This window comes from Sharpea azabuensis DSM 18934 (assembly GCF_000702165.1).
Taxonomy (GTDB): Bacteria; Bacillota_I; Bacilli_A; order Erysipelotrichales; family Coprobacillaceae; genus Sharpea; species Sharpea azabuensis.
Genome location: NZ_JNKU01000021.1, coordinates 23246 through 45213 on the forward strand (window position 1 = coordinate 23246; position 21968 = coordinate 45213).

The window sequence follows — 21968 nt, forward strand, 5'->3', positions numbered from 1 at the left end:
CATACCTTGGTAATCTTTTTCTTTACTCAAGTAAATTATAGTTCAAAATTCCCTATTGTCAATATATTCACATGAACATGGTGATTTTTTTAACAAATCTTCTTCATTCATTTGTGTTATAGTATGTATAAGGAGTTTAGTCTATGAAAATCACAGCAGAAGAAATCAAACAAAAAGCAATTACGCTCTTTTTAGATAAAGGCTACAACAATGTGACAATTCAGGATATCTGTGACGAGCTGCATATCACAAAGCCTACTTTATATAAATGTGTCAGCTCGAAAGAAGACCTGATTTTAGATCTCTATGACCAGACGATTGAACAGCTAGTCAAAGATACTTATAAGCTCGTTGATAGCGATAGTCATCTTGAACAACTACTTATCATTTTCTCCACCCTCATCAAGGAAACAAAGAAATATGGTTATGATCTATTTAGCCAAATGTTTATTGCGAATTTAAAAGAAAATAAAAGAAGCTTTGAAATGCGTGAAAGTCTTACAAAGCTATGCATAATCATCATTAAGAAAGCCCAGGTCAATGGGGAAATCCATAATCATTCCTCATGTGAAACCCTCTACAAGGCTTTAGCTTATTGTTTTACAGGTTATGAAGTGATGTGGTGTATCAATAAGCAGTCTGGCTTTGATGAGGCTTTTTATTTAAGCATGAATGCCCTTCTTGATGTTGATGAACGCTATCAAGAATTATATAAACAGTTTCTTTAAATCATGGTTCGCCATGATTTTTTTCTTTAGGCAAAAAAAGAACGTATTCTCGTGAATACGTTCTATGTTTATTACTTAGCTGCTGCTGGATCGAGAGCCATAGCTTCTGCTCTTGCTCTACGACGTTTAGCATCAAGAAGACATTTTTCCATTAATGCATCAGCATGTTCTGGATTTACCTTATATAACTGAGAGAATCTGTTTTCAGTTAATAAGAAGTCTTTGAACTTACTGAAGTCTGGAGCCTTAGAATCAATTTGTAATGGATCCTTGCCTTCTTCAGCAAGTCTTGGGTCATATCTTAATAAGTTAAAGTAACCACATTCAACAGCAAGTTTTTCCTGTCTATCACTATTAGCTAAGCCACCCTTAATGTGCTGTTCTGTACATGGAGAGTAAGCGATAATGAGTGAAGGACCATCATAGCTTTCAGCTTCCTTGAAGGCTTTAATTGCCTGCATTGGATTAGCTGCTAATGAAATCTGAGCTACATAAACATGGCCATATGCCATAGCAATCTGAGCTAAGTCCTTCTTAGCCACTTTCTTACCTGAAGCTGTGAATTTAGCGATAGATGCAGCCTGTGATGACTTAGAAGACTGTCCACCAGTATTTGAATACATTTCTGTATCAAGTACTAAGACATTGACATTCTGGTCGTTGGCAAGAACATGGTCTAATCCACCATATCCGATATCATAAGCCCAGCCATCACCACCGATAATCCACTGGCTCTTAGTAACTAAGTCAGCTTTCATATCAAGTAATTTCTTCAAGCCTTCAACCTGAGTCTTTTCTAATGCGGCAACAACATCATCATAAAGTTCAGCTTCTTTTTCACGCTGACCCTTAACAGCTTCATACTTTTCAAGTACTTCCTTGACATCTGCTTCTGCATCATTCTTATTAGCTTCAATCGTTTCAAGAATGAATTTAGCTTTATAGTTTTCAGCTAATTTCATACCAAAGCCATATTCAGCATTATCTTCGAATAATGAGTTAGCCCAAGCTGGACCGAAGCCCTTCTTGTCTGTTGTCATTGGAGTTGATGGACATGAACCACAATAGATTGAAGAACATCCAGTTGCGTTCGCAATTCTCATATCCTGACCGAATAACTGAGAAGCTAAACGATAGTATGGAGCTTCACCACAGCCGGCACATGCACCACTTGCTTCAAAGTAAGGTTTTCTGAAGCCAACACCCTTAACAGTATTAGCCATAGGACCTTTGAATAAGTCACTTCTGTATTCAGCATTTTCATACATCCAGTAAGCTAAATCACCATGTGATAATTCTTCCTTAACAGGAACCATTGTTAAGGCCTTTTCGCCCTTCTTACCTGGACATACCTGAGCACATAATGTACAGCCTACACAGTTATCAGGAGAAACCTGAATTCTGAATGATAAGCCATCTGCACCCTTAACACCCATTGGTTTTAAGACATCATTGCTGATATCTTCTGGTGCGTTCTTGATTTCGTCTTCACTTAATAAGAATGCACGGATTGTCGCATGAGGACATACCATGACACACTGAGTACACTGGATACAGTTATCTTTATTCCATTTTGGAACACTTACGGCAATACCACGACGTTCTTTTAAGGCCATGCCATTCTTCATTGTACCATCTAACTTATCCAAGAAGGCACTTGTAGGTAAGTCATCACCAGTTAAGCCATCGATTGGTGTTACATAGTTATCGAAGTAGTCATCACCTGTTGGTGCATGCATTGCATTGACTTCAAGATCAGCCCATGCAGGATCAACTTCAACTTCAACCATCTTATCCTTACCAGCATCAATAGCCTGGTAGTTGCTTTCAACAATTGCATCACCCTTAGAACCATAAGACTTCTTAGCTGCTTCTTTCATTAAGCGGATTGCTTCATCAAGAGGCAAGATGTTCTGGTTCAAAGCGAAGAATGCTGACTGAAGAATTGTATTTGTATGTCTGCCCATATGGCATTCTTCAGCTAACTTTGTTGCATCGATAATATAGAGTTTAGCATGCTTTTCTGCTAATTGTTTCTTTACTCTATTTGGTAAGTAATTTGCAACTTCATCCTTAGAGAATGATGTATTCAACAAGAATGTACCACCATCTTTTAAGTTACGTAACATGTCATATTTAAAGACATAGTTGTCAACCGAACATGAGATAAAGTCAGCACGGTTAATATAATATGTTGAACGAATTGGTGTAGGACCAAATCTTAAGTTAGAGCGTGTTGCCCCACCTGACTTCTTAGAGTCATAAGCAAAATATGCCTGACAATATAAATTAGTATTATCACCAATAATCTTGATTGATGACTTGTTGGCAGAAACAGTACCATCACTACCTAAACCATAGAATAAGCACTGTGTAGCGTCAGTCTTAACTTTGAATGAGCTATCGACTGGTAATGATAAATGTGTTACATCATCAACAATACCAATTGTAAATGGATGCTGTGGCTTATCCTTAGCTAAGTTATCAAATACAGCCTTACAATCCTTAGCAGTTGTATCCTTAGAACCTAAGCCATAACGACCACCAATGATTTCAATATTCTTATCTTTCAATACTTCTACGACATCCAAGTATAATGGTTCACCAGTAGAACCCATTTCCTTAGTACGATCTAGTACCGCAATCTTCTTAACTGATGCTGGTAAGACGTCAAGTAAGTATTTAGCAGAGAATGGACGGTATAAGTGAACCTTAATTAAACCAACCTTTTCTCCCTGTTCATTTAATGTATCAACAACTTCTTCAATTGTCTGAGTGACTGAACCCATGGCAATAATGATTCTGTCAGCTTCTGGATCACCGTAGTAAACAAATGGAGCATATTGACGACCAGTGATTTCAGAAATCTTCTTCATGTAATCAGCTGTGATATCAGCAATATCTTCATAATGTTTATTCTGTGCTTCACGGCTCTGGAAATAAACGTCATCATTTGTAGCTGAACCACGTGTTACAGGATTAAGATGTGGGTTAAGCTGTCTGTTCTTGAATGCCTTTAAAGCATCCCAGTCGAGAAGACTACCCAATGTCTCATAATCCATAACTTCGACTTTCTGAATTTCATGTGATGTTCTAAAACCATCAAAGAAGTGCATAACTGGAACTGAAGCTTTGATAGCTACTAAGTGAGCAATACCACCTAAGTCCATAACTTCCTGAACTGAGTGAGAACATAACATTACGATACCTGTCTGACGACAAGCATAAACATCCTGATGATCACCAAAGATGTTTAATGATGATGTAGCTAAAGCACGTGCAGCTACATGGAATACACCTGGTAATAATTCACCTTGAATTTTATATAGGTTAGGAATCATTAACAGTAAACCCTGAGATGCAGTAAATGTTGTTGCAAGAGCACCACCCTGAAGTGCACCATGAACAGCACCTGCAGCACCAGCTTCTGACTGCATTTCAATGACATTGACTGATGAGCCAAAGATGTTCTTCTGACCTTTTGAAGCCCATTCTTCAGCATGTTCTGCCATTGGAGAAGATGGTGTAATTGGATAGATTGCAGCTACTTCACTAAATGCATAAGCAACGTGAGCGGCAGCTGTATTACCATCCATTGATAAATATTTTTTTGCCATATTATATAACCTCCTACGAGATATTATACCTCCAACAAAAGCCCTTTTTCAAGCCTTATTCTAACCGGTTACAACCTTGAAATATCAAACTTTACGCAATTTATTTTCCTAACTTTTTTAAGCCTTTACAATTTTCTCGCTATTCATCCTCTAAAATTCACACACAAACAAAAGTCTTCTACACATCCGCAATATTTAATGATATGATGTTTTTGCGAAAAATGTCGATAAGGAGTTAAAGAATGAACAAAAGAAATTGTATTATTGGCCAGTCCGGTGGTCCTACTGTTGCCATCAATGCCTCACTTGCCGGTATCATCCAGCAAGCAAAGAAAGAAGGCTATGAACACATCTATGGAATGATCAATGGCATTAAGGGGTTATTGGAAAATACTTATATGGATTTAGAAGAAGCCATCAAGAATGATGATGATCTTCATGACTTGAAAACTTCACCTGCCATGTATCTTGGAAGCTGTCGTTATAAATTACCTGATCAAAGTGATGATCCCGTATTTGAACAGCTTTTCCATAAGTTTGAAGAATTAGAAATCACAGATTTCTTCTATATTGGTGGAAATGATTCAATGGATACCGTGGCTAAGCTTTCAGAGTATGCCAAGATTATGAATTCAGACATTCACTTTATTGGTATTCCTAAGACGATTGATAACGATCTTATGGGTACTGATCATACACCTGGTTATGGTTCAGCGGCAAAATATGTTGCAAGCAGTATGCTTGAAATTGCCTATGACAGTTCCATCTATAAATTAAAAAGTATTACCATCGTTGAAATCATGGGACGTAATGCCGGCTGGCTGACTGCTGCAAGTGCATTGGCACGTACGGCCTATTCTGATGCCCCTGATTTGATTTACTTGCCTGAAGTCCCATTTGATCAAGAACAATTCCTTGATGATATTGCGAAAGTCTTCGAGAAAAAGCGTTCTGTCATTATTGCCGTAAGTGAAGGCATCAGAAACAAAGAAGGCAACTATCTCGATCAAGATAGCCGCTATGTCAAAAAAGATGCCTTTGGTCATATTCTTCACTCAGGCACAGGTAAAGTTCTTGAAACAATCTGTTTCAAACGCTTTAAATGTAAAGTACGCTCCATTGAACTCAACGTCTTACAGCGTTGTGCTATGCATATTGCCTCAGAAACAGATATTGAAGAAAGCTTCATGATTGGCAGTAAAGCTGTTGGCTATGCAAAAGATCATACAGGTGTGATGGTAGTCATCAAGCGCCTATCGAATGACCCATATCAGTCAGAAGCAGCAATTGCCGATGTCAGCAAGATTGCCAATCTCGAACACAAAATTCCCGTCAACTGGATTAATGATGCCCATAATGATATCACCAAAGAACTCTATGAATATATGTATCCCCTTATTCAGGGGGAAGTAAATGTCCGTTATCATAATGGCATTCCTTCCTACATCAATATCCGTCACTTGGAGAAATAGCTAATACCAGTAAAAATGCAGAGTTTGTAATAGAGTTGTTCTCAAACTGAAAATGATATTTTAAAAGAAACGACGTGACTTCCATCACGCCGTTTTTATTTGCATTAGTTCCTTTCCATAATCCCCACAATGATACTCGCATGCTTTAAATAATGGCATATATTTGTTTGAGCATCTCTTTCACAGAATCTTTGAGTTTTCTATTATTACGGTATTCTTTGGCCTTTTGTATATATTCTTTGGCATCAGCTTTTCGAAGCAAATTCACTGAATCCCATTTTGCCTGAGGCAATTTCATAAAATATTCCCTGGCCAGTATGAACCTTGGGTATTGCAGAACATTATTTATTAGAAGAATGAGCTCTTCCTCATCAAGATAGTCGAGTGCTTGCTGGATATAGTAAAAAAACCATCCTGCAAGTTCAGAAAACAGAATCTGTTTGATAGGCTGCTTTACGTTTCCCTGATAATGCTTTAAAAATATTAACTGATACTTTTTAATATTGTCGACATCCTCCATTGTGTGCAAAGAAAAACGACTTGTATCACCACTCATCTGACGATAGCAATACAGCGCATCAGGTATGAAGCGAAAAGATTCACACTCTGACAAAAGATACAGATTCATAATCTGATCATCACCCCAAAATACTTTTTCTACCGTCTTTGAAGAAGGAAGACTTGAAATTAAACTGCAATGATAAACTTTATTAGAAACATTAGTTGTTAGGTGAGCCTCGTTCCAATTGCTGCATAACAGTTTGGGATATTCGTGAGCATTAAAAGTGTTTCTATCAGTATCCAAGGGTGTCTTGACAAGCGTCACTTTATGGCTTAGATGATTATACTTTTTCATAGAGCCAAACTGCATTGCCTGGCAATTTGATTTCATTATTTCTTCATGCAAGCAAGCAAAAACATTTTTATTTGCATAAAAATCATCCGCATCACAAAATGTGATATAAGTTCCAGCTGCTTTTTCCACACCATATATTCTTGATTGAAATGCCCCACCATTTTCTTTTCTAAAATATCGAAAACGCTTGTCATTCAAAGCATATTTTTGGCAAATATCGGATGATCTGTCAGTTGATCCATCATCGATGAGAATGACTTCAAAATCTGTAAACGTTTGTTTCGCAATGGCATTTAGGCACTTGCTTAAAAACTTCTCACCATTGTATATTGGTACAACAATCGACAACCATGGCTGTGATAAGTCAACATTCACTGTGTTCTTATTTTTGCAACTCATAATGATTCTCCTAAAAAACTTTTTTAAAAGGATATCCCCTCATATTAATGTATATTATACAATACTATTTTCTATTTTTCTACTTACGCCATAATCATTTTCAATATCATTCAGAATAATTGAACTCTTCATTTATGAATAAATCCATCATATTGAAGAAAGGCTAAAAAAGCGATACCCGGTCTTAAACCAAATATCGCTCAAATATTATTATTGTTTACAAATCCAAATAAATAAGTAATTGCTGACAAATTATAGATACATGCCAATGCTAGTGTTTTTATACATTGATATCGGTAAAGTGCTGAACAACTTTATAACACTTATAAAGAATATACTCAACTGTTTCATTTCTAAGAAATTCAACACGTTTCTTTGTCGTCTTAAACATCGAGGTTTTTGTTGGAGAAGAATAGGCATCAATACCTTCATCCTTTGCCATCAACATAGCTCGACGCATGTGTAGGGCATCGGAAACAATTAATGCGCTTTTTAAGTTATTCTCATTCATGAGCTTTTTCGCATAAATTAAGTTTTCCAGTGTTGTCTTTGAGCTTTCTTCAATCAGGATATCATTCTTATTAACGCCTTTACTTATGGCGTAGGATTTTGCGACTTCACTATCGCTATATTCCTGCCCTTCTACTTTACCGCCAGTGAGAATCAGCTTAGAAACATAACCATCTTCATAGAGATCAACCGCATGATTAATGCGCTCACGATAAACCGCCGAAACACGGTTATAAGCGACACTAGCTCCTAGCACAACGGCAACATCTGCCTTACGGGTTTCGTCAATATAACTATATAAGTAGACACTTGCTCCATTACCAACGACATAAATAGCTAGCACAAGTATGATTACAAGCAAAAACTTTACGAATTTCTTCAGCATGTTCTCACCCCCTCAAGTGATATTATCATACACTTTTTTTAAAAAAATGCACGAACTTATGCCGCAATCATTGATAATCCGACACGATTACGTTTCTTATCAATGTCAATGACATAGACATCTACAATGTCACCTACATTGACCACTTCAAGAGGATGTTTGATATGACGTTTGCTCATTTTTGAGATATGTACAAGACCATCTTCATGTAAGCCAATATCCACAAAAGCCCCAAAGTCAACGACATTACGAACAGTTCCAGAGAGCTTCATATTAAGTTGCAAATCATCAAGCGTTAAGACATCACTGCGTAGTACAGGAGCTTCATATTCATCACGAGGTGAACGAGATGGTGCTTTAAAGGCCTCCATTAAATCTTCAAGGAGATATGTTGAAAAATGTAAGGTTTCTCTTGCCTGATCCTGATTGAGTGTTTTAAGGACGTCTTGCATTTTCTTTGTACCTATGTCACCGATGGAAAGATGCAAATAATCTAAGAAACGCATTGCATCGTCATAATTATCAGGATGGATAGCTGTCTCATCAAGAATGTTGTTGCCTTCAGGAATACGCAAGAAGCCGACAGCCTGTTCATAAGTCTTTGGTCCAAGTTTAGGAACCCCAAGCACTTCCTTACGATCTTTAAACATTCCATTCTCTTCACGATATTTCACAATATTCTTGGCAGTTGCCCCGCTTAAGCCAGAGACATACTGCAAGAGTGATGGTGAAGCTGTATTGATATTGACACCAACCTGGTTAACAACCTTTTCGACAACAAAATCAAGCTGTTCACCAAGTGCTTTCTGATTCATGTCATGCTGATACTGACCAACAGAAATGGATTTAGGATCAATCTTGACAAGTTCTGCAAGTGGATCCTGCAGTCTTCTTGCGATGGACACAGCTGAACGCTCTTCAACCGCAAAATCAGGGAATTCCTCTTTTGCAAGCTTACTTGCCGAATAAACAGAAGCTCCTGCTTCTGAAACGATGACATATTGGACATCAAGGTGATATTTCTTTATAAAAGCGGCAATCCAGGCTTCGGATTCTCTTGACGCGGTTCCATTGCCCATGGCAATGACTTCAATATGATAGTCCTTAATCATTCTTAATAATGTTGCTTCATCCTGCTGATGGTCCTTTTTAGGCAAAGATATATAACATTTGTCAATGCCTAATACTTTACCTGTTGGATCAACTGCCGCAAGCTTACAGCCCGTTCTAAAACCAGGATCTAAGCCTAGAACATATTTATCTTTTAACGGTGCTTGCATGAGGAGATGTTCTAAGTTTGTTGAGAAGAGTGAAAGTGACTTGTCTTCTGCTCTTTGTGTCAATTCATTACGAATTTCACGTTCAATCGATGGTCTGATCAAACGATCAAAAGCGTCTTTCACACATTCTTTAATAATAGCATTGACAACACTCTTCTTATTGCCAACAATCATGTGATCGATATAGTCATAGAAACGTTCTTTGTCAATATCAAAAGAAACACTCAAGATCTTTTCCTTTTCCCCACGATTGATTGCGAGAATACGATGTTCTCGTAAATTCTTGATGCGTTCGCTATAGTCATAATACATGGCATAGATACCCTTTTCATCAACCGCATTCTTTTTAAGCTTCGTTGTAAGTATGCCCGTCTTGTTGATAAGGTTCTTTGTATATTGACGATACTTAGCTTCATCACTGATTTTTTCCGCAATAATATCCTTTGCCCCATCAATCGCTTCCTGAACACTTGTCACATCATCGCTTAAATACTTGGAAGCTTCTTTTTCAAGATCACCCTGTGCTGGTAACTGAAGCATCCAATTAGCTAATGGTTCTAAGCCCTTGGCAATAGCGATGGTTGCTCTTGTCTTTTTCTTTTCTTTATAAGGACGATAGTAATCTTCTACTTCTGTCAGCTTGCTTGCCTCAAGTATGGCTTTCTTAAGTTCATCATTCATCATGCCTTTTTCTTCAATGAGTCTGATGACATCTTCTTTTCTCTCTTTAAGCTTGAGGGCATAATCATATTCTTTGGCAATGGCACGAATCTGATCTTCATTTAATGCCCCTGTGACTTCTTTACGATAGCGGGCAATAAATGGTACCGTGGCCCCTTCACTTAATAAATTAAGAACTGCTTTAACTTGATCTTTGTGAATATGTAATGTCTTTGCAGTCAGATTAATGATTTCTTCATTCATGTTCTGATTCCTTAATCTCCTTGTATTCTTTCATCTTATCATATTCAAAGAGGGCTTCTTTAATATCATTAAAGATATGAGGATCGAGGGTTGTCTTTAGTTCCTCTTCATTCACCCATTTATAATCCGTATGTTCCTCACTAATATGAACATGGTCATCCTCGGGAATAGCTAAAAAGCCGATTCCCACTGTCTGATAGTCTTCGCGAATAGCAGTGAAGGTATAAATAGGCTTAATGATTTTGATCTTTAAACCTGTTTCTTCACGTAATTCTCTTTTTAATGCTTCATGGGGTGTTTCTCCATATTCTAATCCACCACCAGGAAGTTCCCAATAGCCTAGTCCATCAGTTGAAGGACGAACTCTTTTCATGATAAGTGTCTTTCCATTATACACGCAAATTCCTTTAACGGTTATGTGAAATCTTATTTTTTTCTCCGACATCTTAATTTTCTCCTTTTGTGTTATCTTAACACTCTTTTCATTGAAGAAAAATCTTTTTTGACTTTCCCAAGTAATTCTAATGTCAGACTATGAAAAATTCGGTATAATGGTCAACGAGGTGAATAAAATGGATTTTAAACAAGAAGCTTTACAATATAAAGATGCATTGTTACAAGACTTAAAGACACTCTGTCAGATTCCTTCGACAATGGATATGTCAACTGCAGACAAAGGACAGCCATTTGGAGAAATGCCACGTGCTGCCTTAGATCAAATGATTGCGATTGGGAAGCGTGATGGTTTTATTACTGATAATTGTGATGGTTATGCTGGATCTATTGATATTGGTGAAGGTGATGAAGTATTTGGTATTCTTGGTCATTTAGATGTTGTTCCTGTCAACAAGACAGGCTGGAGCTATCCTCCATTTGATTGCACACTGGATGGTGATATGCTTTATGGCCGTGGTGTTGCGGATGACAAAGGCCCATTGCTTGCCGCCTACTATGCCGCTAAAATCATCAATAAGATGGACTTCGAAAAGAAAATGAAGATTCGTGTTATCTTTGGGACAAATGAAGAGAATGGTTCAGAATGTGTGGCTTACTACTTCAAGCATCGTCCTTATCCTGCTTTAGGCTTCACGCCTGATGCTGATTTCCCAGTTGTCTATGGTGAAAAAGGTATCGCAAGAATTAATGTCAAAGGACATTTTGCCCCTAATGGTTTAATGAGCTTTATGTCAGGTGAAGTGGTCAATATCGTACCTGGCATTGCTGAAGCTGTTGTTGATAGTCATACAAGCTTAACGGAAAGCTACCAGGCTTATTTAGAAAAGCATCATTTAACTGGTAAAATCGAAGATTATCATGGCAAAACAAAGCTCACTTTAAAAGGTGTTTCTGCCCATGGTTCAACACCTGAACTTGGCATAAATGCTGCTGTTATGCTTGCACATTACTTAGTTGACCATGTGGAAAATGACTTTGTAAGCTTTATTGACAAATATTTCTATGAAGATGTCAATGGCAAGAAGCTTGGTGTCTTTAAAGAAGGGCATATGGGTTTAGTTACATGTAACTTAGGTATTGTGGCCTACAAAGAAGGCAGAGGCAATATGAGTATTGATTTCCGTCTTCCTCATGAAATAAGTGAAGAAGAGTTCATCCCAACGCTCGCTTCTACATTTACAATGAATAATTTCACAAGCTTCAATTATAACTGGACAAATGCTCTCTTTGTCAATCCTGAAAGTGATTTGATCAAGAACTTGCATCAAGCCTATGTTGATGTCACTGGTGATCATGAACATGGTCCACAGTGCATGGGTGGAGGAACTTACGCTAAGGAAATGCCTAACTGTGTTGCCTTTGGTGCAGAATTCCCTGGTCGCAACAATGGTATGCATCAAAATGATGAACATATTTTTGTTGATGACTTGATGGATTCAGTTGCCATCTATGCTGCTGCACTTTACAACATCCTTAAGAAATAGCTCTTGCATTTAGTGAAGAGGTTTGTTATAATGGGAAAGCACTAAGAAAAGTGCTTTCCATAACGCGGTCGTGGTGGAATGGTAGACACGCAGCTTTGAGGGGGCTGTGGGAGTACTCCCGTGTGAGTTCAAGTCTCATCGACCGCACCATCTAAAAAACAAAGAGTCTTCGGACTCTTTTTTCTTTATAAAAAACTAGCAATTCATTGCTAGTTTTCTGTATGTGCTTTTAAGCATTCAATATATTCCTTCGCAAGAGGTGATAAGGTTGTCTTATCATGTGTTAAATAGCCAATCAACATATAATCATCCACATCCAAAGGAATTGATACAATATTAGGTCCATTCAGTTCTTCAGAAATAACCCCTGTTGAGAATGTATAACCATCCATCCCAATCAGCAAATTAAAAAGCGTTGCGCGATCAGTCACCACAAGGTCTTTCTTGACATCCCTTGTTGATAGGATTTCTTCTGAGAAATAGAACGAATTACGATCTGTCTGTTCATAGGAAAGTCTTGGATAAGGCGCTAAGTCTTCTAGCGTAATTTTCTTCTTGTTGGCAAGAGGTGAATGTGAGCCAAGGAAAACATGTGGCGTTGCTTTAAAGAGCGGATGAAAGCTTAAATTGTTTTCTTTGAGTGTACGTTGAATGATGGTTTCATTGAATTTGTTGAGATAAAGAATGCCTATCTCTGAACGTAGTTTTGAGACATCCTGAATTAAGGCAAAGGTCTGTGTTTCACGCAAATGAAATTCATATTCATCTTCCTTATGATTATTCAATAAGTCCACAAAAGCTTCAACCGCAAATGAATAATGCTGACAGCTTACTGCAAATTCCCTTTTTCCGGGTTTCTTGTTCATATACTTTTCTTCAATAAGCTCTGTCTGTTCAAGAACCTGGCGGGCATAACCTAAGAATTCTTCTCCTTCTTGTGTCAATGTCATGCCTTTGTTGTTGCGTCTAAAGATTGTAATGCCAAGCTCGCCTTCAAGTGAATTGAGTGCTTCAGAGAGTGATGGCTGTGTAATAAATAATGATTTTGCAGCTTCTGAAAGAGTTCCTTTGGCTGCAATCATGACTACATATCTTAATTGTTGTAATGTCATAAATGTCCCCCGTTTGTCCCATTATACAACAATTCTTCTTAGAAAAAAGAAAAAGATGGCCGAATGTGTTTGGGAGCTTTCGGTCATCCGTTCTATAGAATCTATTGGAGTTTAGATTCATCCCCTATAGAAGAATATTCTAACTGATGGTAAAAAGGGGAATCCATCAGCTTCTCTCTATAGCTATATGTTTGGCTTATAGCTATGGCTGCAGTGTAGCATTATTTTTACACTTTGAAAAGAATTTATTGCCTATTCTTAGCTATAGGAATTAACTATTGAGCTTACTTAAGATCCAGTGATAGAGATCTTCCTGGACTGTCTGATAGTCAAGCTCATTTAAGATTTCATGACGATCTTCAGGATAGAATTTCATCTGGATATCACGAATATGTGCCTTCTTGAAACGTTTATACACTTTGCGTACACCCTTTTCAAATCCACCAACAGGATCCTTGCTTCCACTTACAAAAAAGACTGATAGATTAGATGGAATCTCTTGTGTATGTTTTAGCTTCTGGACTTTGGAAATAAGGGAAAAGAGCGTATAGAAACCATTAAGCGTAAAGATGAAGGTGTTGAGAGGATTAGCACAATATTCATCAACAACCTGATTATCCCTTGTTAGCCAGTCAAATTTTGTTCTTGCTGGTGTAAAAGGCTTGTTGTTGGATTCTAATGCCATTTTATTGACAAATGGTGAACGATACATCCATCCTTTTCTTTTCGCTAACAGCTTACATACCAGCTTACCAAAAGCTAATTTGTAGCCAGCCTGATAGCCTGTTCCCATGATAATTGCCCCTTGAAGATGCAGGCCGTATTGCTGAATATAGAGCGTTGTTAAAAAACTGCCCATGGAATGTCCAAGAATATAATAAGGCTTGTCTGGATATTGCTTTGATATAATATTTCTGAGCTTTTCAACATCCTTGACAAGATAGACTTCATGTTCTTCAAAGAAATAACCAAGTTCATCCTGATTTCTTACAGACTGCCCATGTCCGAGCATATCATGACCAACAACCATGATGCCCTTGTTTGCAAGATATGAGGCAAAACGATCATATCGTCCAATAAAATCATTCATTCCGTGAACAATCTGAACAATGGCCACAATATCACCTTCTGGCTGCCATGTGACATAGTGAATTTGTGTACGCATATTACTTGAAGTAAAATAATCTTCTTTCTTTATCATTTTATTACCTCCCTATTTTAAAAAGACATCTCTTAGCGAGATGTCCCGTTGACAACATTGATTGGATCACCTGCAAGATAATGATCCACATTACTTTTAATGATTTGATAGAGTCTTTCTCTTGTTTCTTTGCCCTTCCAGCCCATATGTGGAGTGATAATGACATTGTCCATATCATAAAGAGGGCTATTATCCAGAGGAGGCTCATGTTCTAGCACATCAAGTCCAGCTCCACCAATTTCCTTCTTTTGTAATGCCGCAATTAAAGCTTGCTCGTCAATTAAGGCACCTCTTGCCGTATTAATAAGGAAGGCGGTTGGCTTCATTAAAGCAAGCTGACTAGAGGCAATCATATGGAATGTCTGCTCATTAAGTGGGCAATGCAAACTAACAACATCACTCATTTTTAATAATTCATCAAGTGTTGTGAAATGAATACCATCATGATCTTGGCGTGGTGTTCTTGAAGCAACAACAATCTTCATGCCCATCGCCATAGCAATCTTAATTGTTTCTTTAGCGATATGTCCATAACCAACAACACCAAGCACTTTGTCATTAAGCTCAACATGGCTTACCTGCAAATATTTTGTAAAATTCGAATGGTCCTTGCGTTCTAACATTCTAAGCTGTACTTGCATACTGCTTGCAAGATTAAGCATCAGCATGATGGCTGTCTGTGCGACACGCTGTGATGAATAAGCTGGAATATTACAGACCATGATGCCCTTCTTCTGACATGTGGCAAGAGGGATATTGTTGTAGCCTGTTCCTGCCTCAATGATCAGCTTAATAGAATCATCAAAAGCTTCTACCATTTCATTACTTAGAACAAGTTCTTTTGTAATGACAATTGTAGCGCCTCTAACACGCTCGAGTATCTCCTCATCACTTGAATATGCATAGACATCAACATCATCACCTAATTGATGAAAATCAAGTAAGTGATCATAATTCATTTTTTCTTCATTTAATACAACAATCTTCATATCTAACCTTTCGTAATCGCAATTGTTTTAATAGTCCATTTCTCATGATCATCCTGGACAAATTTCATTGTCCATGTCTGTTTTGTATACTTCATCTTTGATAAATAATCTGTCTTGAGATAATTGATTAAGTCAGCGGCAATACCTTCATTAACAGCCTGCTGCATGCCTTGTTCGCCACTTTTCTTATAAATAGCGACAAGATCTTGCTGGTGGGCATTAATAAAGGCTGTTGAAAGCTCATTTGCTTTTGTCTTTACCATTTCCTGTGATACGGATGACGTATTAAGATAGGAAAGCTTAGCTGAAATACTATGCTGGCTATTATTATAATCATCATTCAGCTTAATCTTTTCAAACATTGCTTTTTTTATACTTTGCTTATAATCTTCTAATGCCTGCTTTGTAGCATCGGATGCATTAGTGAGATAGCTTGCATATTCTTCATCAATCGTCTTGTCGACATTATCAATGGCAATAGCTTCACTTACGCCCTTTGCACAAAGTTTCTCTGCCGCATGAAAGTCTCCTTCATCAACCTTCGTTAAAAAAGACTGTGCGACTTTTGTAATAGGTTCTTTATAATTGGGTGTGCATGCGGTTAATAAAAGTGCTACCACAACAACCATACCCGTCATGAGCTTCTTCATTTCTTCATCCTCCTGTTCCTATTATACCACTATTTTCCCTAAGCAAAAAAGAAGATTCAAAGTTATAAATCTTCTTTCCTGTTTTGTTTATTTTGCACGCTTTTGAATTTCTTCAATCTTATAAGGCGTTTCCTGATATACATAATAGTTCAGCCAGTTCGCAAACAGGAGATAGGCATGAGAGCGCCATTTCACCTGAATATCCTGTGTTGGATCATCATCATGGTAATAATTCTTTGGAATTTCTGCCACAATATGAGGATCAGCTAAATCACGTTTATATTCTTTATCAAGTGTATCCGTATCATATTCTGAATGTCCTGTGACAAAGAAACGCGAGCCATCTTTTTCTGCTACAAGATAAACCCCTGCCTCGTCACTTTCCGCAAGAATATCGAGACTCTTGATACTCGCAATATCTTCTTTAAGGACTGTTGTATAGCGTGAATGAGGGGCATAGAACTCATAATCAAAGCCTCTTAGGATTTTACGCTTCATCTTGTTGGTATTGATATGATGGCGATAAACACCTGTAAGCTTATGCTTCAATAGATATTTATCTAAGCCATAGTAGTAATGAAGGGCTGCCTGTGCTCCCCAGCAAATAAAGAAACTGCTGAAAACATGTGTTTTAGCCCATTCCATAATATCACAAAGCTCATTCCAGTAATCAACTTCTTCAAAGGCCATTCGTTCAACAGGTGCCCCTGTAATAATCATCCCATCATAGTATTTATCCTTTACATCATCAAAGAACTTATAGAATGACTTAAGATGTTCAGGATTCACATGAACTGGAGTATGTGTTGCTGTACGGATTAAATCCACTTCTACCTGCAATGGTGTATTGGATAGAAGTCTTAGCAACTGTGTTTCTGTTACTTCTTTAGTTGGCATGAGATTCACGATCATCACATGAAGTGGTCGGATTTGCTGGGTTGTGGCTCTCGTTGTATTCATGACGAAAACATTTTCGTCGCGCAAGATTTTTCCTGCTGGTAAATCATCTGGTAAATTAATTGGCATATTTCTACCTCACTTAGAATGATAAGAGTTCGTTAAATGATTTGATGAGGAATGTATCAGTCATTCCTGCTAAATAATCTAAAATGGATTTTGTGATTGCTTGTGGATCATTTTCAAAATCATAGATGACTTTATTTTCATAAAGAGGATTTCTTGGCTGATCCTTAAACTTTGCATGTTTCTCTAGATGTGATAAATAATGTGTGATTAATGCATGATATTGATTCTGATCACGTTTAAGATCTTCTAGAAAGCTAGGAGATTGATAATAATCATAGAGGAACTCAAAAATGGAATTCATGATTAGCTTAACATAATTGTTATGAATATCAACACGTTTTATTTCATAAATATGCTGATAGTTGAATTTCATCATGATACGCATTTTCATAAATGCTTCTTTGCTTAAACCAATACCTAATTCTGATGAATGATGTATTACATCCTGAATAAAGTAATTGACAATTGAACCATTGTTTATGGCATTAAACTGATAGCCCCCTAAAGCATTCAGCTCATCTCTTAAGGAGTTTACTTCCTGCTCAGTAATGATATGTAAACGTAAGGCATCCTCAATATCACGAGCTAGATAAGCAATTTTATCGCTCATCTTTACAACACATCCTTCATAGCTAAATGGTTCATACATCCCTGGTCGAAGAAAATCATGTTTTAAGTCAATGACTTCATCACGCGGTCTGATGATTTCTTGCTGCATCTCTCCACAATGCGCAATAATACCATCACGGATAGCATAAGTTAAATCAAGGTTGTAAAAATGATGGTAGTCATCTTCAAGCACTTCAATATCATCAACAAAATGTAAACTATTGCGTTCATGCCAGAATGGCTCAAGACCATATTTTTCACTTATCTCCCTTAAAATACGTTCACCACCATGTCCAAATGGAGCATGCCCTATATCATGGCCGGCAGCAATCGCATTTGTCAGTTCGGTATTCAACTTAAGCTGATGAGCAATTGTATTCGCAATTGAAGCAACGAGATTGACATGTTCAAGACGGGTGCAAACATGATCATCATCAATAGCAAAGAAAACCTGGGTCTTATTCTTCAAGCGACGATAGCCTTGCGAGAAGAGTAATCTTGTATAATCCCTGCCAAAAGGTGTCCGTATATCATAGGCACGCGTATAAAGCGCCCGTTCTCTTTTGATTGCTTGCTGATATTTAGGATTGCCCTCAACCATCGCGTATTGGCTTAAATCCATTATATCCCCACCTTTCCTATTAGGTTTATGGTATACTAGCAATGGGGGTAAATCAATGGAAAATTTAGAATTAGAACAATTAAGAGCACTTCTTGAAACAGAAAGAAATCCAATCGCAAATCTTGCCAATGCGAGCAGCTTCTTATACAATACGATGAATCAATTAAATTGGCTTGGTTTTTATCTCATTGATGGTGATGAACTTATTCTTGGGCCATTCCAAGGTAAAGTTGCTTGTACCCGCATCCGAGTTGGCCAGGGGGTCTGTGGCAATGCTGTCAAATTAGAAAAAACAATGAAAATTGATGATGTCCACCAGTTTGCCGGCCATATTGCCTGTGATTCTACAAGTAACAGTGAAGTTGTGGTGCCACTTTGGAAAGATAATCATATTGTTGGCGTTCTTGACGTAGATTCGCCCTATCAGGCACGCTTTAGTAACCAGGATGTACAATTTTTAGAAAAAGCTGCGAAAATTATCCAAGAGGCTATTTAAAAAAATGTGAGTATTGCTCACATTTTTATTTTGATAGTAATGAAGCTGCTGCTTCATCAACAATGATAATGGCATCTTGATGTTTTTGCAGAATGCTAGCTGGTAATTCTTCGGTTACTTCACCTTCAATTAAGCCTTTGACAGCTTTTGCTTTACGTTCACCACATGCCATTAATAGCACTTTTTTTGCATCCATAATTTCCTGTATTCCCATTGTGATGGCATGAGTTGGAACAGCGCTAATATCACCATTAAAGAATAGTTTGGCATTATCTTCAATGGTAGACTGCTTTAAGGCAATATAATGTGTTGTTGATTGGAAAGATGTTCCAGGTTCATTAAAACCAATGTGGCCATTACTGCCTAAACCGAGTAACTGGATATCTCTAGGATGTTGTTGTAATAGCTCGTTGTAATGCTTTGTAACATCTTCAATATTGCCTTCACCGCTAGGTACATGAATATTCTTTTTATCAATATCAAGCTTATTAAAGAGATGATGCCACATAAAATAGTAGTAGCTTTGTGGGTTGTCATCGGACAAGCCATAATATTCATCTAAATTATAGCTTTCAATATTTTTATAAGAAGTATGATTCTTTAAGTGATCTTCTTGCATGAGTTCATATAATCGAATAGGCGTAGAGCCAGTTGCTAGGCCAAGTACAGCATTTGGTTTGTTTTTAATGATATCAAGCATGATTTCTAATGCTGCTTGACTCACTTGCTCATAATCTTTTTTTACAATAATCTTCATCTTTCTCACCTCACCTACATTATAGCCATAGGGCACACATAAATAAAGCTAAATTTTCATATTTTGAAAATTTAAAACCCTTACATAATATACTTAATACTTTAAGTATATTTTCTATACTTACATCACGTTTTTACAACAATTATTGTGTATTTCTTAGGAATATATCAATATACTTAGAAATTATACCCTTTTAGAAATTAGAACGTTTTCATTTTCCCTTTATTTTAAGACTTTTATCATGTAAAATACATTTTAGATGGAGGTATGTCAAAAATGACAAATATAAAAGGTATTGGTGCATCTAGCGGTATTGCAATTGCTAAAGCATACAAACTAGAAATGCCAGATTTAACAGTATCAAGAGATACAGTAGAAGATACTACAGCTGAAATCAAAAAGTTATATGATCATAAAGCTGCTGTTGAAGAAGAAATTAAAACAATTAAGGAAGCTGCTTCTAAGAACCTTTCTGCTGAAGAAGCTGCAGTATTTGATGCTCACTTGATGATGCTTAATGACCCTGAATTTGCAGGTCAGATTGAATCAAAGATTAAAGATGAAAAATTAAATGCTGCTGCAGCCCTTGAAGATGTTGCAAATATGATGATTGCAATGTTCTCAAGCATGGATGATGCTTATTTTAAAGAAAGAGCTGCGGATGTTAAAGACGTTTCTACACGTTGGAAAGCTCATCTTTTAGGTAAGAAATTACCTAACCCAAGTTTAATTAGTGAAGAAGTTGTAATTTGTGCAAATGACTTAACACCTTCTGATACAGCTACATTAAACAAGAATTTAGTTAAGGGCTTTGTTACAAATATTGGTGGTAGAACTTCACACTCTGCAATTCTTGCAAGATCTATGGAAATTCCTGCTGTTGTAGCTACTAATACAATCATGGATAATGTCAATGACGGTGACTTGGTTGTTCTTGATGGTACAACTGGTGAAGTCTTCATTAATCCTGATGAAGCAGTTGTTAAGGAATATACAGAAAAGAAAGAAGCTTTCGAAGCTTATAAAGCTGAATTAAAGACATTAGTTGATGCTGAATCTGTTTCTACTGATGGTCATAAAGCATTATTAGTTGCAAACATTGGTTCTCCTGAAGACCTTGAAGCTGTCAAAGCTAATGGTGCTGAAGGTGTTGGTTTATTCAGAACTGAATTCCTATATATGGAATCAGATACATTACCAACTGAAGATGAACAATTTGAAGTTTATAAGAAGGTTCTTGAAGGCGTTAATGGTCCAGTTGTTGTAAGAACATTGGATATTGGTGGTGACAAGAAATTAAAGTCATTTGAAACTCCAGATGAAATGAACCCATTCTTAGGTGTGCGTGCCATCCGTCTTTGCTTCCAGCATGAAGATATCTTTAGAACTCAGTTAAGAGCATTATTAAGAGCATCTGTTTATGGTGATCTTCATATCATGTTCCCTATGATCGCAACTCTAGGTGAATTTAGAAAAGCTAAAGGCATCTTAATGGAAGAAAAAGCTAAATTAGAAGCTGAAGGTGTAAAAGTTTCTGATAACTTTGAAGTAGGTATCATGATTGAAATCCCTGCTGCAGCTGTACTTGCTGATCAGTTTGCTAAAGAAGTTGACTTCTTCTCAATTGGTACAAATGACTTAATTCAGTACACATTTGCTGCTGACCGTATGTCATCTACAATCAATTACTTATATCAGCCATTCAACCCATCAATTTTAAGACTTGTAAAGAATACTATTGATGCAGCACATGCAAATGGTAAATGGACTGGTATGTGTGGAGAAATGGCTGGTGAAGCTTTAGCAGCTCCATTATTACTTGGTTTAGGACTTGATGAGTTCTCTATGTCAGCAACTTCTATCTTAGCACAGAGAAAGAGAATTAGATCTTTATCGTATGAAGAAAGCAAGAAGCTTGCTGAAGATTGCTTAAATAACGCTATGACAATGGAAGAAGTTGTCGCAAAGGTTACTGAAGAAACAGGTATTACAGAATAATTTATAAAGGATATTGGTTCATTGAACCAATATCCTTTTTCACAAAACAGAAAGATTCTGGAATAGCGCAAGCTATTCCTTTTCATTATTCCGGGCAAAAGAAAAAGGACCTTCCGGTCCTCTCGCTACCTGGCGGAGCGCTATTGTCGCACTCGCGCACTATCGTCGCCGCTGCGGCGCTTAACTTCTGTGTTCGGGATGGGTACAGGTGTGCCCGCCGCGCCATCTCCACCAGATTCCGAGGGTCATCCCTCAAAGCCGGACGCATTACTCTCTCCTCACTCTTGTGGCCAGGTCCTCGGCCTATTAGTGCCGGTCCGCTCAGCATGTCGCCATGCTTGCACTCCCGGTCTATCAACCTCGTAGTCTTCGAGGGGCCTTAGCCTTGCGGCGGGAG

The 21968-nt window shown here is 37.5% G+C and carries 17 protein-coding genes, 1 tRNA gene and 2 rRNA genes; 6 read left to right on the forward strand and 14 right to left on the reverse strand.

Features of this window, described 5'->3' with window-relative positions; all coding sequences use genetic code 11:
- Nucleotides 1-143 precede the first annotated feature (143 nt).
- Nucleotides 144-728 carry a TetR/AcrR family transcriptional regulator gene (locus T529_RS0105490; protein ID WP_033162616.1) on the forward strand — a complete coding sequence of 195 codons (585 nt, stop codon included), beginning with the start codon at nt 144-146 and terminating at the stop codon, nt 726-728.
- Between the two features lie 71 nt (nt 729-799).
- Here T529_RS0105490 and nifJ read toward each other — a convergent pair whose 3' ends face one another.
- Nucleotides 800-4345, reverse strand: a complete 3546-nt coding sequence (nifJ, locus tag T529_RS0105495) for a pyruvate:ferredoxin (flavodoxin) oxidoreductase (protein WP_033162617.1) — start codon at nt 4343-4345, stop codon at nt 800-802.
- Nucleotides 4346-4587: 242 nt separating this feature from the next.
- Here nifJ and T529_RS0105500 point away from each other — a divergent pair, with 242 nt between their 5' ends.
- Nucleotides 4588-5817, forward strand: a complete 1230-nt coding sequence (locus T529_RS0105500) for a 6-phosphofructokinase (protein ID WP_033162618.1) — start codon at nt 4588-4590, stop codon at nt 5815-5817.
- A gap of 145 nt (nt 5818-5962) precedes the next feature.
- On the opposite strand, the gene T529_RS12525 is transcribed toward T529_RS0105500, so the two are convergent.
- From T529_RS12525 to T529_RS0105520, 4 genes are all read right to left on the reverse strand, one after another.
- Entirely contained in the window at nt 5963-7072 is a 1110-nt protein-coding gene (locus tag T529_RS12525) for a glycosyltransferase family 2 protein (RefSeq protein WP_051646870.1), read from the reverse strand.
- Nucleotides 7073-7352: 280 nt separating this feature from the next.
- Nucleotides 7353-7967, reverse strand: coding sequence for a YdcF family protein (locus T529_RS0105510; RefSeq protein ID WP_033162619.1), 615 nt, complete (start codon nt 7965-7967; stop codon nt 7353-7355).
- Nucleotides 7968-8023: 56 nt separating this feature from the next.
- Entirely contained in the window at nt 8024-10171 is a 2148-nt protein-coding gene (locus T529_RS0105515) for a Tex family protein (protein WP_033162620.1), read from the reverse strand.
- The gene (locus T529_RS0105520) at nt 10164-10616 is read right to left on the reverse strand and encodes an NUDIX hydrolase (protein ID WP_033162621.1); all 453 of its coding nucleotides are present in this window, start codon (nt 10614-10616) and stop codon (nt 10164-10166) included. Before T529_RS0105520 ends, T529_RS0105515 begins: the two co-directional genes overlap by 8 nt.
- Before the next feature lie 127 nt (nt 10617-10743).
- Between T529_RS0105520 and pepV the strand changes: the two genes are divergently transcribed.
- Both pepV and T529_RS0105530 read left to right on the forward strand, forming a co-directional pair.
- Nucleotides 10744-12111: a dipeptidase PepV gene (pepV, locus tag T529_RS0105525; RefSeq protein ID WP_033162622.1), complete on the forward strand. Its 1368-nt coding sequence runs from the start codon at nt 10744-10746 to the stop codon at nt 12109-12111.
- Between the two features lie 64 nt (nt 12112-12175).
- Nucleotides 12176-12261: transfer RNA gene (locus T529_RS0105530), tRNA-Leu, on the forward strand.
- 59 nt (nt 12262-12320) lie between these two features.
- Here T529_RS0105530 and T529_RS0105535 read toward each other — a convergent pair.
- The 6 genes from T529_RS0105535 to T529_RS0105560 all read right to left on the reverse strand — a co-directional run bounded on the left by T529_RS0105535 (nt 12321) and on the right by T529_RS0105560 (nt 18320).
- Nucleotides 12321-13223 (reverse strand): LysR family transcriptional regulator, encoded by a 903-nt coding sequence (locus T529_RS0105535; protein WP_033162623.1) that lies wholly within the window; start codon nt 13221-13223, stop codon nt 12321-12323.
- A gap of 271 nt (nt 13224-13494) precedes the next feature.
- Nucleotides 13495-14424, reverse strand: a complete 930-nt coding sequence (locus T529_RS0105540) for an alpha/beta fold hydrolase (protein ID WP_202962268.1) — start codon at nt 14422-14424, stop codon at nt 13495-13497.
- Between the two features lie 32 nt (nt 14425-14456).
- Entirely contained in the window at nt 14457-15413 is a 957-nt protein-coding gene (locus T529_RS0105545) for a 2-hydroxyacid dehydrogenase (RefSeq protein ID WP_033162624.1), read from the reverse strand.
- Between the two features lie 2 nt (nt 15414-15415).
- Nucleotides 15416-16063: a hypothetical protein gene (locus T529_RS0105550; protein WP_033162625.1), complete on the reverse strand. Its 648-nt coding sequence runs from the start codon at nt 16061-16063 to the stop codon at nt 15416-15418.
- Nucleotides 16064-16150: 87 nt separating this feature from the next.
- Nucleotides 16151-17089, reverse strand: a complete 939-nt coding sequence (metA, locus tag T529_RS0105555; protein WP_033162626.1) for a homoserine O-acetyltransferase MetA — start codon at nt 17087-17089, stop codon at nt 16151-16153.
- Between the two features lie 13 nt (nt 17090-17102).
- A complete protein-coding gene (locus tag T529_RS0105560; protein WP_033162627.1) occupies nt 17103-18320 on the reverse strand; it encodes a deoxyguanosinetriphosphate triphosphohydrolase family protein in 1218 nt (405 codons plus the stop codon).
- A gap of 55 nt (nt 18321-18375) precedes the next feature.
- Here T529_RS0105560 and T529_RS0105565 point away from each other — a divergent pair, with 55 nt between their 5' ends.
- Nucleotides 18376-18816 (forward strand): GAF domain-containing protein, encoded by a 441-nt coding sequence (locus tag T529_RS0105565; protein ID WP_033162628.1) that lies wholly within the window; start codon nt 18376-18378, stop codon nt 18814-18816.
- A 25-nt stretch (nt 18817-18841) separates the two neighbouring features.
- Here T529_RS0105565 and nagB read toward each other — a convergent pair whose 3' ends face one another.
- Nucleotides 18842-19573 carry a glucosamine-6-phosphate deaminase gene (nagB, locus tag T529_RS0105570; RefSeq protein WP_033162629.1) on the reverse strand — a complete coding sequence of 244 codons (732 nt, stop codon included), beginning with the start codon at nt 19571-19573 and terminating at the stop codon, nt 18842-18844.
- Nucleotides 19574-19849: 276 nt separating this feature from the next.
- Here nagB and ptsP point away from each other — a divergent pair, with 276 nt between their 5' ends.
- Complete coding sequence (gene ptsP / locus T529_RS0105575; protein ID WP_033162630.1) at nt 19850-21571, forward strand: phosphoenolpyruvate--protein phosphotransferase; 1722 nt, start codon at nt 19850-19852, stop codon at nt 21569-21571.
- Nucleotides 21572-21698: 127 nt separating this feature from the next.
- Here ptsP and rrf read toward each other — a convergent pair.
- Both rrf and T529_RS13340 read right to left on the reverse strand, forming a co-directional pair.
- Nucleotides 21699-21807 (reverse strand): 5S ribosomal RNA (gene rrf, locus T529_RS0105580).
- Nucleotides 21808-21857: 50 nt separating this feature from the next.
- A 23S ribosomal RNA gene (locus T529_RS13340) occupies nt 21858-21968 on the reverse strand; the annotation flags it as partial.